Source organism: Heyndrickxia acidicola (genome assembly GCF_001636425.1).
Classification (GTDB): domain Bacteria; phylum Bacillota; class Bacilli; order Bacillales; family Bacillaceae_C; genus Bacillus_AE; species Bacillus_AE acidicola.
The window spans coordinates 1-12,532 of sequence record NZ_KV440953.1 but is presented as its reverse complement, the minus strand read 5'-3'; the positions used below and the strand labels follow the sequence as shown (position 1 = coordinate 12,532).

Here is a 12,532-nt window from a genome sequence, read left to right as displayed (position 1 = left end):
TTTAGAACTCTCTTTTCCACTAATAGTGAGTTCCCTTTACTATTATTTTGTTGAACGCCGTTCTTCAATGCGGTGTGGCAGAATAACCGTAGTTTCAGCAACTTCTTCTTTGTTCATAAACTTTGTCAAAAGACGCATAGAGACAGCACCAATATCGTACAATGGCTGGACAACGGATGTCAGCTGTGGACGAACCATAAGAGCTAAACGAGTGTTATCAGACGTAATGACTTCAAGCTCATTCGGAATGTTTACCCCATCATCCTGAGCTCCATGGACAACACCAAGGGCCATCTCATCGTTTCCTACCACAATAGCAGTAGGTTTATTAGGCAGGTCACGCAATTTTTCCCACGCTTCGATTCCTGAATCGTATGTATAGTCACCTTCATATACAAGATCTTCATTATAGGAAACACCTGCTTTTTCCAATGCTTCTTTATATCCAGATAACTTTTGATCATGGTTTATTGGATCATGAAGAGGTCCGACAACAAAGGCAATCTCTTTATGTCCCTTTGAAATAAACATTTCAGTGGCATCGTAAGTAGCCTTGCGATAATCAATATTGACAGATGGAATTTTGCCGCTTGGTTCTACAGATCCTGCCAGTACAATCGGTACAGGTGAACGTTCGAATTCAGTAATATGCTCGTCCGTAATATGGCCGCCCATAAAGACAATGCCGTCAACCTGCTTGCCAAGCATGGTGTTCAATAAATGCAGTTCTTTTTCTTTGTTTTGATCTGAATTGCTTAAAATGATATTGTATTTATACATTGTAGCGATATCTTCAATTCCCCTTGCCAGCTCTGCAAAGAAAATGTTTGAAATATCAGGAATAATAACACCGACAGTAGTGGTTTTTTTACTTGCAAGACCACGCGCAACCGCATTTGGGCGATAACCCAGCCTGTCAATTACTTCATTTACTTTTTTTCGTGTTGCAGGTTTAACATTCGGGTTTCCATTGACTACGCGGGATACAGTTGCCATTGAAACATTGGCTTCCCGTGCTACGTCATATATTGTAATGTTCATCTTACTTATCACTCTCCATTTTTCAACATATACTTTCGCTCATTCAGATCATTTATGTGATTTATAAGCAGCATTGTGTAAAATTTAGCTGTTAGTTAAAGTTTAACCAATAACAATTATTAAATTATAGCATATTCCAACAAAAGACTAAAATATCCTGCAATATAGATAAAAATTTAAGAATTATATTCCGAAGGGCTGCTTTTCTATAGGGCTGTGCATTACATCCTTCAACCCGGCAAGCATTTATCAAATGTGATCCTAACATATAATTTTACCTCTTGTTTAGAGTTAAAAGCAAGATTCAATTTTATAAAAAGGATTACTTTTTTAAGTTTCAAAATGGATACTTGCTCGTATTTTAGCTTATTTTACAGGAAAGAAAGGAATCAAAAGCAAACTTGTTTGCTTTTGATTCCTTTCTTTCCTGTAACCTTTCAGCTTTTGCTGAAAGGCGTGTGAATCTACCGTTTCACACAAATGAGCTAAAAAACAACTAAGTCCTTGTACTAAACTAGTTGTTCTATGTGAATACTATTTTTTATTCTTCCCTATCTCCCTATTATCAATTCCCTTATAAAAGAAGAAACACAAAAAGAAGCATAGCTAACCGATATAAAACCGGAAGCTATGCCTGTAACATTCTCTTCTCTATAAGCTGGTTAGCTTTCACTACTTAACCCTTACTCAAAATGATAATTCTAAACAGCTGAATTTACAGGCGAATCCCCTGCATAGCACTCAACTCTTCATAAAATTGGTCAAACTGCTTTAAGTTCATTTGCTGTGCTGAATCAGAAAGAGCCACTGCAGGATCCGGGTGGACTTCTGCCATTACTCCATCTGCTCCAATAGCGAGAGCAGCCTTGGCAGCAGGAAGGAGAAGATCACGCCTTCCAGTAGAATGGGTCACATCCACAAATACAGGCAGGTGCGTTTCCTGTTTTAAAATTGGAACAGCCGTAATATCAAGGGTATTCCGTGTCGCTCTTTCATATGTCCGGATACCGCGTTCACATAGAATAATCTGCCCATTCCCTTGTGACATAATATATTCTGCCGCGTTAATGAATTCCTCAATGGTTGCAGCTAAGCCTCTTTTAAGCAAGACCGGTTTTTGAATGGCGCCAGCTGCTTTTAATAATTCAAAGTTCTGCATATTACGGGCGCCGATCTGGATTACATCAATATAATCTACTGCTTTTTCAATATCAGCAGGTGTCACAATTTCACTAATGACAGCTAAATCAAATTCAACAGCAATTTGCTTTAATATCTTTAGCCCTTCCAATCCAAGGCCTTGGAAGTCATACGGGGAAGTCCTCGGTTTATAGGCGCCTCCGCGAAGCAGATTAAGTCCCTTGCCTTTAACGGCTCTTGCTACCTCTGCCACCTGGTCGTATGATTCAACGGAGCATGGACCGAAAACAAAATGGGCTTTACCGTCGCCTAGTTGCTCCCCTTTAATTTCAATGATTGTGTTCTCAGGCTTTTTCTTACGGGAAACAAGCAATGCCTTGCGATGGTCATCCTGTTGCAGTTCCAACGCAGCTTTAAAAATCTCCTTAAATAAATGTTCAATGGTCGAGTTATCAAAAGGACCTTCGTTATACTCCTTGATGATATTCAGCATTTCACGCTCACGTACAGGATCGTATTTGTTAATCCCCTGTGTTTCTTTTACCCTTCCAATCTCTTGGACCAACTGGCCTCTTTCATTTATTAAGTCAATCATTTTCAGGTTAATAGCTTCTACCTCTTTGCGTAATTGCTCAAGTCCTTGATTTCCCACAACGAAACATCCTTTCTTTGAACACGGAATTTTTTGTTAAAGCGGCGTTTTATTTTGCCCTGCCATTGTGATACATTTTAGTAAGATCCCATTCTAGCTGGATTCACAGACAGTCTGCAAGAAACAGATTTTTTGCTAATATCCCTTTTCAGTTAGCTATATTTTTATATATTGGCTTTGCTAAAGCAATCTGGTGTTTTTAGGTCGTTTGTGTAAAACGGCTGTTTCACATAAATGAAATAAAAAACGAGCACTTATCAACATAGAAATTTAACAGAGCCATATTTTTAATAATAGGCCTAATTATAATGCATTGTTTTAAAAATGTCACGGAGAAAACTTTATCAATTAAACGCTTTTATGTATTAAAGCAAACATGACAATGAGCAAAGAAGGTGTATCAATTGAATAAAAAACAGAATATTTTTGCCTTAGACATTGGTACGCGATCAGTTGTGGGAATTATTCTGGAGGAAGCAAACCAAAAGGAGTATCTTGTAAGGGACCTGGTCGTACGGGAGCATAAAGAACGGGCAATGCTCGATGGACAGATCCATGATGTCGTGGCCGTTTCAAAAGTGATCAGGGAAGTAAAAAATATATTAGAGGAGAAGCATGGCCCTCTTCGTTCTGTTTGTGTGGCAGCTGCAGGACGTTCCTTAAAAACAGAAAAAGCGCAGGTGAGCATTCCTATAAACGGAAAACCCATGATGACGAAGGAGGACATCCTCCATCTGGAATTGAGTGCGATTCAGGAAGCACAAGCCATTGCAGCTGAGAAATTTCCTGTTGAGAAAAGCAAATATTATTATTGTGTCGGGTACTCTGTTTTCCAATATCGCCTCGATGGTGAAGTAATCGGAAGTTTAATCGATCAGAAAGGCGAGGAAGCTTCAGTTGAAATTATCGCAACCTTCCTGCCCAGGGTAGTAGTAGAGTCCCTGATTTCAGCACTGACAAGGGCAAATTTAGAAATGGATGCCTTAACGCTGGAACCGATTGCCGCTATTAATGTCTTAATTCCTGCGTCTATGCGCCGCTTGAACGTAGCATTGGTGGACATCGGTGCGGGCACCTCAGATATTGCCCTCACAAGTAAAGGCACAATTGCTGCATATGGAATGGTGCCTTTGGCAGGAGACGAGATTACAGAAGCCATTAGCGATTATCTTCTCCTCGATTTTCCACACGCGGAACAAGCCAAGAGAGAACTGCTAACGAAAAGCTCCTTGAGAATTACAGATATCTTGGGATATGAAAATGAATGTAACACAGAGGATGTCATCAAGGGCATTACCCCTTCTATTGACCGTCTTGCTGATGAGATTGCAAAAGAAATTTTATTTCTGAACAACAAATCTTCCCCGCAGGCAGTTATGCTAGTTGGCGGTGGCAGCCTGACACCGGGCATTTCGGAAAAAATTGCAGAGATGCTTGGATTGCCTGCAAATCGAGTGGCGATTCGCGGGACTGATGCCATACAGCAATTAACACTTTCAGAAAATATTCCTGAAAGCCCTGAATTTGTTACGCCAATCGGAATTGCCATTGCCAGCAAACAAACCCCTGTGCATTATGTTACAGCCTATGTAAACGAACAGCCTATACGACTTTTTGATATAAAGCAATTAACCGTCGGTGACTGCCTGTTGGCCTCGGGCTTAAAAATCAATTCACTTCATGGCAAACCTGGAATGGCATCCATAATTTCGTTAAACGGCCAAACCATCACCATTCCAGGCGAACACGGCTTGCGGGGTAAAGTCCTCAGGAACAATGTAGAATGCCAATTGGATGAAAGGATTGAAAATGGTGATTGGATAACTGCTATAAAAGGAGCGGATGGGAATCCGGCGCAAATAAAGATAAAGGATCTCCTGGATGATATCCCCTGTAAGAAAGTCACTATTAACGACAGGGAATACACCGTTCGTATGAGGATTTTAAAAAACGGAAGAGATGCTGCAGAGAATGAATGGGCAGAGGATCACGATGAGCTGGAAATATCGTTTCCTGAAACGCTGGAAGAGCTGTTTACATCCCTGAATTTGCAAGCTCTTTTGAATGAATTGAAAACATTCCGTTTAGTTGTAAATGGCAAGGATACCTTTATTCCCTCCTTCTCCAGCAAATTATCGATAAATGGTAAAGAAGCAAGAGCCTCTTCCTCTTTTAAGGATGGCGATCAAATACAGGTTGTCAAGCGTCTGCTTCCAACAGCGTCCAATTTTGCTGAAGTAAAAAAAGTAGATTTATATTCTCAGCTGACCGTATTTTTTAACAATGAACAAATTACTATTTTCAAGCCGTGTGCCGATATATGGAAAAAAGGCAATAGACTAAGGGAAACGGATGTGCTGGTGCCTGGTGATGCAATTGAAATAAAGCAAAGAGAATCCGAACCCTTTCTTTTCCAGGATATCTTTCGCCATGTAGAAATTGAGATGCCCCAAAATGGGCAGGGGAAATTTTTGCTTCTCAAAAATAAAGAACGGACATCTTTTAACGAAGAAATTTCAGAGGGTGACCAATTGGAAATTGTATGGCCGTTTTCCGCTCGTCCGCAAAACATGCATTATTAATGTTCTTGTTAATCTTGCCTGTTGAATTCAAGCACTCGCGTTCCGCTTGCAGCTGGTGTGTCTTGTATCATCAAATCCACAAGGGCGAAAAATTAACAATTATCTTTAATAGAGTCTTAGAAAAAAGGACGAAATAAAAGGCATTTTGCCCCTCATTTCGTCCTATTTTTATTCATCTGCTGATATATTTTGCATTTCGTCTGATGTATTTTTGATGGCTTCAGTACCCTGCTCTTTTGCTTGCTGGGTCTTTTCTTTAACTGCGCCTACTAACTGATTGCCCTTTTCCATTGCCATATCTCTCATTTGGCCTGTTTTTTCCATGGCTGCTGCCGCAAATTGATTGCTTTTTTGTCCGGCAACCTCTCTCCATTGATCTGTTCTATTCATTAGGGTATCCATCTGTCCGCTCAGATCATTTCTAAGTTCTTTCCCCGTCTTAGGTGCAAGCAGTAACGCTGCTGCTGCGCCAATGACACCGCCGATGATCGCACCAACAAAAAAATCTTTTGAACTGTTTTTTTCCTCTAATTCGTTAAGTCTATTTTCTGTCACTGTCATTTTTAATTCCTCCTCTTTCATTTTAATAGGAAGCCCTTTTTTCCTTCAAAAATTATTGATCGTGCATTCTTGCACGGCGTGGTCTTCTGCTTACATCAGACGTTGCCTTGTCCACCACAAATTCCTGATCCTGCTTTTTAACCTTTTTTTCAGTCCACTTATCCTTTAATTCCTTTATCGCACTTCCCCACTGAACGACTTGTGAAATTTTATCCTGATTCCTGACCATAGTGGAAGAAATGCTTGTCGTCACCTTTTTAACAGAGTTATTTAAATCCGAAATCGTGGTTCCTACATCTTTAACAGCATAAACAACCGCATTGAGTTTTTCGGATTTCTCCTGGATGTCGAGGGCTAATTCATTGGTTTTATGTAACAGCATCGTTGTTTCGCCAGTCACACCCTTTAGCTGCCCTTCTAATCCGTCTACGGTTTTTGAAATACTATCAAGTGTGACGCTTACAGATTTCAACGTTTTTGTCAGACTGATAACGAGAATCAAAAACGCGATTGCAATAAGCGCAATACTTAAATACAAAATAATAATCATCCCTTGGCACCTCCTATGTAAATAAATAATACCCGCGTATAAATAAGATAAACACTGTTTCTCTAATGTCATTCGAGACTAAGCCCGACATTTCCTTCCTGCCGCCAGCCTAGGACCAAAGGACAACTGGTTCATCTTATTTATTTTCTCATAAAACGCCTCTTTTCTCCAAGGGGTTCTTTTAGAAGAGAAGTTTTTTTCTAAACAAACACTCTTTTCTCTCCCAATTTTCAACTTTTTGGTTACAATAGTATTGTATTCTATTATTTTCTTGGAGGATTATTATATATGAAGGATCCGCGTATTGAAACATTGGCAAAAAATTTAATTAACTATTCTGTACAATTGCAGCCCGGCGAAAAAGTTTTAATAGAAAACTTCGGCCTTCAAAAGGAACTTGTTACAGCCCTTGTAAAAGAAGCCTATGCTGCAGGAGGCTATCCTTTTGTTTCTTTAAAGGACACTCAGGTGGACCGTGCCCTTTTAATGGGTGCACAAGAAGACCAATTTAATATGATCGCTGATTTTGAAGCTGAAGTTATGGCAAAAATGGATGGCTATATTGGCCTAAGGTCTGGCGACAATATTAATGAACATGCAGATGTTCCCGCTGATAAAATGAAAATCCATGGCAATACCATCGGCAAAAAGGTTCATCGTGATATTCGCGTGCCAAAAACAAAATGGGTGGTTCTTCGCTATCCTAACTCTTCTATGGCTCAATTAGCAAAAATGAGCACAGAGGCATTTGAAGACTTTTATTTTGATGTGTGCAATTTAGACTACAGCAAAATGGATGAAGCCATGACTCCGCTGGTAGAACTTATGAATCGCACGGATAAAGTCCGCCTAGTAAGCGAAGGGACAGACCTAACTTTTTCTATTAAGGACATCCCTGCCGTTAAATGTGCAGGAAGGCTGAATATCCCTGACGGCGAAGTGTATACCGCACCCGTCCGTGAATCCATCAATGGCACCATTACATACAATACCCCTTCACCATACCAGGGATTCACTTTTGAAAATGTAAAGCTGACCTTTAAGGATGGAAAAATTGTAGAAGCAACCTCCAATGATACAGAGCGCATCAATAAAATCTTTGATACCGATGAAGGTGCACGTTATGTAGGGGAATTTGCCATCGGAGTAAACCCGTTCATTCTTCATCCTATGCAGGATATTTTATTTGACGAAAAGATTGCCGGCAGCTTCCATTTCACTCCGGGCCAATGCTATGACGATGCATACAATGGCAACCATTCCAACATCCATTGGGATATGGTGGTTATCCAGCGGCCTGAATACGGCGGAGGAGAAATCTATTTTGATGATGTCCTAATCCGTAAAGATGGTTTGTTTGTCATTCCAGAGCTTAAAGGATTAAACCCGGAAAACCTTAAATAATGAAAATAAATACCCTTCTGCAGTGGATTCACCTTGCCTAGGAGGGTATTTTAAAAAGGAAAAGCTACTCTCCATTTCATACAGCCCAAAAAAGAAAGATCCCTGCTGGATGCAGAGATCATCTTTTTAGGCTTATGCTTCTTTTGTCTTTAACAGGTTTTCATAGGCAGCCTGGAATTTTTGAATATCACCTGCACCCATGAAGAGAATGACACTGTTATCCAACGCTAACAGCGGCGAAGTATCTTCTTCACTTAAAATATGAGCATTCTCAATTTTCCCCTGCAAATCCTCGATGGATAGCTTCCCATGATTTTCTCTGGCAGAGCCAAAAATTTCACAAAGGAACACTTCATCTGCTTCACTTAGAGTTTGCGCAAATTCATTTAAGAACGTTTGCGTCCTTGTAAAAGTATGGGGCTGGAAAACCGCCACAATTTTGCGTCCAGCATACTTTTGACGGGCTGAGTCAATGGTTGCCTTGATTTCGGTAGGATGATGAGCGTAGTCGTCTACAATAATTTGGGAACCAATCTGCTTTTCTGTAAATCTTCTTTTTACACCAGTGAATGTTTTTAAATGCTCTTTAACAGCTTCCGTGTCAACGTCTTCGTAATGGCATAATGCAATGACACCCAGTGCATTTAAAACATTATGGTCGCCGAAGGTAGGTATTTCGAAAGTGGCGTAGAAATTGTTCCGTACCTGTACATCAAACTGAGTACCTGATTCCACTTTCACTATATTTCTGGCCTGAAAATCATTTTCCTCAGCAAATCCATAGAAAAGAACCGGAACCTTGGCTTGAATTCTTTGAAGCTGTTCATCATCGCCATAGGCAATAATTCCTTTTTTCACCTGCATGGCCATTTCCTGAAATGCCGAAAACACATCGTCCACATTGGCAAAATAATCAGGATGGTCAAAGTCAATATTTGTCATAATGGCATAGTCAGGGGAATAGGAAAGAAAGTGGCGTCTATATTCGCATGCTTCGAATACAAAATACTCAGCATCTTTAACTCCTTTGCCAGTTCCGTCTCCAATCAAATAGGAAGTTGGTTTTATCCCTTTCATCACATGAGCAAGAAGGCCTGTTGTGGAGGTTTTCCCATGCGCACCCGTAACGGCCACGCTTGTGAACCTGCCTAAAAAGTCCCCCAAAAATTTATGGTATCGTATAACAGGAATGCCCAGCTTCAATGCTTCTTCAATTTCTTCGTGTGTATCAGGAAACGCGTTACCGGCAATGACGGTTAAGCCAGGATGAATATTTTCGCGCTGGAATGGTAATATTTTTATACCTGAATCCTCTAAGGCTTTTTGGGTAAAAAAATACTTTTCAATATCTGATCCTTGCACCTCATAGCCCATATCGTGAAGTATTTGTGCAAGTGCACTCATACCGGATCCCTTAATGCCTACGAAATGGTATACAGTCATAATAGAACCTCCAACAATGTCTATATGTATGCAGTATATGATAACGAACTATCATTTGCTAAAAATACGCATGAACTTTCAGGATTGTCCAAAAAACGAGCCCCTTAAAAGATCATACCAAACAAGTATATCACTTTTTAAACGGAGTGAACATGGAAATAAAATTCCTGTATGAATTGAAAACAGATTTCATTTAGAAATTGGCTGTTGATTCCCTTCCCAGGCACTCGCTTTCCACGGGGAATTTTCTCTGTGTAAACTGCTCTTACGTGAGTCTCACTTTGCCTTCTTGTCCCTCAAAAATTCCGAATAACCGCACCAATTATCAGAGTAAATATGTAAATGTCAACATTTACATATTATATATGCTCTGAACATTTGATAAGGCCCAGCCACCATTTCTAAAAGAATGAGCAGGGCCTTACCGATAACTTAGAATCATGCTTTTATGATTCTTTATTAGTATCCTGTATTAAGAGAAATTCATCCATCGTAATTAAAATATCCCTTGGTTTACTTCCTTTCGGCTCCGAAATAATCCCCTGACTTTCCATCATCTCAATCAGGCGGGCAGCACGGTTATATCCTACCCTGAAATTCCTTTGTAAAAGAGAAGTGGATGCACCGCCTTGATCAATGACAAATTCGCAGGCATCATAAAACAATTCATCTTCCTCTTCCTGAATTTGCGACTTTTTCAAAAGCTCTTCTTGCTCAAAAAGGTAATTAGGTTTTTCTTGATTTCTGACATGAGCAACAACAAGATCAATTTCTTCATCTGAGACAAACGTTCCCTGCAAGCGCTGCGGTTTGGATGAACCATTTTCCAGGAATAGCATATCCCCGCGCCCGAGAAGCTTTTCTGCCCCTCCCATATCAATAATTGTCCTAGAATCGATTTGAGAAGAAACAGAGAAAGCAGTCCTTGTTGGGATGTTCGCTTTAATCAGTCCAGTGATAACGTCCACTGACGGCCTCTGTGTTGCAACAATTAAATGGATACCGCATGCCCTTGCTTTTTGTGCAATACGGCAGATAGCCGTCTCTACATCATCAGGAGACATCATCATGAGATCTGCAAGCTCATCTATGATAATCACAATGAAAGGCAGCTTTTCATTGAATCTTCTATGCTTCACTGCCATCTCGTTGAAACGTGTAATATCACGCACGCCTGCATGAGCAAAGAGTTCATAACGCCTTTCCATTTCTTCAACCGCCCATTTCAATGAGGCTGTTGCAGCTTTTACATCCGTGATAACCGGGCTGACCAAATGCGGAATATGATTATATGGTGCTAATTCCACCATTTTTGGATCAATTAACAGGAGCTTTAAATCTCTTGGAGATGCTTTGTAAAGCAGGCTCACCAAAATGGAGTTAATACAAACACTTTTTCCAGAGCCTGTTGCACCTGCAATTAGACCATGGGGCATTTTCCGTAAATCCGTAATAATAGGTTTCCCTGAAATATCCAATCCTAACGCTGCTGTTAAGGGCGACGTACTTTCTTGGAAAGCGGGGCTTTCAATAATCTCACTTAGGAATACCGGACGGCTTTGTTCATTTGGAATTTCGATTCCGACTGTATGCTTTCCGGGAATCGGCGCCTCTATTCGAATGTCTCTTGCAGCAAGGCTTAATTTAATATCATCTGTTAAATTTGTAATCTTATTTACTTTGACTCCCGGTTCAGGCTGGATTTCAAACCGCGTAACAGAGGGTCCCTGGCTGACGTTAACCACTTTTGCGCGAACATTAAAGTTAATTAATGTATTGTCCAGAACCTCGCTTTGTTCACGAATCCACTCTTCATCCATTTCTCTGCTTACAGGCGGGGTCAGTAAATCAATCGAAGGATAAACAAATGTTCCCTCGCAAGCTACTTCACTCAATTGGGGCAGCTGATAGTCCTCCACTGCCTGAGTCTGTACAGCTTGTTCGAGTACAGTTTCCTTGGTAACGGAAACCTCTTCCTTCATAACGGCTGTGTCCGGTATATTAGGCTGAATATGCTCCCGCTTCTTTTTATCCTGCTTCAGCATAATGACATTAAAGGGAATATGGGAGCGTCTTTTTATCGCAGGCTCCTCTTCTTTACGTGTATCCAATTCAAGCGTGTCAGGCACATTCTCCTCTATTTCAGCTGCTTCATCGGCTATACTCCCCTGGATAGCCTCAGGATCTGCCTTTCTTTCAATCGGCTGAAGCTCCTCTAAAGTTAAATCTTTTTCTGAAGGCAAATCTTCCTTTTCATCTAATCCCAGTCTGCTCTGCGGTGCCTGAGGCAAAATATGTACAGGGGTATTGATTCCTTCTGCTGGTGGATCTGCATTTATAGCCTCCATCGTCTCTTCCTCAATGCTCTCACTCATATCATGGGGAACATTTTGTTTGCGTTCCTCTCTTAGCTTTTCTGCATAGACCTGTTGCTCAGTGGAGGATGCTGCTTCCTTTTTTAATTGTTCGCCACTATCAAGCTTTGGCACTTCTATTGCCATTACTTTTTCGGGTGTTTCTTCCATTCTGGAGTGACTTTGCTGCTCCACTGGCTGGAAAGAACCCCGGAATGGACTGGACTCCTCCACCCCATATTTACTTTCTGATTCATGGGTTTGATTCTGAGGTAACGTTTTTTCAAAAACTCCAGGAGAAGGACGAGCCTCTTCCTTCAAACTCTCTTTCTCTTGTACCATGACCTGTTTATTTGTTGACGGCGCCTGTTTTACCAATGACTCTTTAATCGGAATGCGATCTGTTTTTTTAAAAGGATAGCCTTCAAACATTCCGCCCTTTAATTCAAACTCTGGAACTTCTGTTTTTTTTTCCTTCTTGGGACGGTTATTGAACCCATAGATAGGCGAAGGAATCGCAGTCGGTTTAAATGGCTGCTTTGCCTTGGGTTCTATTTTCCGCGTCCATTCGTGCTGAGGCTCTTTGACTTTTACTGTTTTTACTGGTGTATCCGGTTTTTTTTCAGGAGAGAAGGAACGTGTATACTGCGGCCTTGGCTTTTCTGAAATCGGATGCCTTGGCTTTTCTGAAATCGGATGCCTTGGCTTTTCTGAAATCGGATGCCTTGGCTTTTCTGAAATCGGTCGTTCCCTCATTGTCGGCTCGGGTTTCACCTTTGGGTCCTGAACAACCGGAAAGCGGAAT

Annotated in this window: 8 protein-coding genes; 2 read left to right on the top strand and 6 right to left on the bottom strand. The window is 40.8% G+C overall.

The window, feature by feature from the left end; translation table 11 throughout:
• Positions 1-42: 42 nt before the first annotated feature.
• Both ccpA and A5N88_RS00035 read right to left on the bottom strand, forming a co-directional pair.
• Positions 43-1,053: a catabolite control protein A gene (ccpA, locus tag A5N88_RS00040; RefSeq protein WP_496197085.1), complete on the bottom strand. Its 1,011-nt coding sequence runs from the start codon at positions 1,051-1,053 to the stop codon at positions 43-45.
• Between the two features lie 703 nt (positions 1,054-1,756).
• Complete coding sequence (locus A5N88_RS00035; protein ID WP_066261476.1) at positions 1,757-2,833, bottom strand: bifunctional 3-deoxy-7-phosphoheptulonate synthase/chorismate mutase; 1,077 nt, start codon at positions 2,831-2,833, stop codon at positions 1,757-1,759.
• 404 nt (positions 2,834-3,237) lie between these two features.
• Between A5N88_RS00035 and pilM the strand changes: the two genes are divergently transcribed.
• Positions 3,238-5,415, top strand: coding sequence for a cell division protein FtsA (pilM, locus tag A5N88_RS00030; RefSeq protein ID WP_066261469.1), 2,178 nt, complete (start codon positions 3,238-3,240; stop codon positions 5,413-5,415).
• A 168-nt stretch (positions 5,416-5,583) separates the two neighbouring features.
• Here the strand turns inward: pilM and A5N88_RS00025 are convergent, their stop codons facing one another.
• Together A5N88_RS00025 and A5N88_RS00020 are read right to left on the bottom strand one after the other, a co-directional pair.
• Positions 5,584-5,976 carry a YtxH domain-containing protein gene (locus A5N88_RS00025; protein WP_066261467.1) on the bottom strand — a complete coding sequence of 131 codons (393 nt, stop codon included), beginning with the start codon at positions 5,974-5,976 and terminating at the stop codon, positions 5,584-5,586.
• 52 nt (positions 5,977-6,028) lie between these two features.
• The gene (locus A5N88_RS00020; RefSeq protein WP_066261465.1) at positions 6,029-6,526 is read right to left on the bottom strand and encodes a DUF948 domain-containing protein; all 498 of its coding nucleotides are present in this window, start codon (positions 6,524-6,526) and stop codon (positions 6,029-6,031) included.
• Positions 6,527-6,814: 288 nt separating this feature from the next.
• On the opposite strand from A5N88_RS00020, the gene A5N88_RS00015 reads away from it, so the two are divergent.
• Positions 6,815-7,930, top strand: a complete 1,116-nt coding sequence (locus tag A5N88_RS00015) for an aminopeptidase (RefSeq protein WP_066261462.1) — start codon at positions 6,815-6,817, stop codon at positions 7,928-7,930.
• A 132-nt stretch (positions 7,931-8,062) separates the two neighbouring features.
• Here A5N88_RS00015 and murC read toward each other — a convergent pair whose 3' ends face one another.
• Both murC and A5N88_RS23960 read right to left on the bottom strand, forming a co-directional pair.
• Positions 8,063-9,373: a UDP-N-acetylmuramate--L-alanine ligase gene (gene murC / locus A5N88_RS00010; protein WP_066261459.1), complete on the bottom strand. Its 1,311-nt coding sequence runs from the start codon at positions 9,371-9,373 to the stop codon at positions 8,063-8,065.
• A 446-nt stretch (positions 9,374-9,819) separates the two neighbouring features.
• Positions 9,820-12,069 (bottom strand): DNA translocase FtsK, encoded by a 2,250-nt coding sequence (locus tag A5N88_RS23960; RefSeq protein WP_437177130.1) that lies wholly within the window; start codon positions 12,067-12,069, stop codon positions 9,820-9,822.
• Positions 12,070-12,532 lie beyond the last annotated feature (463 nt).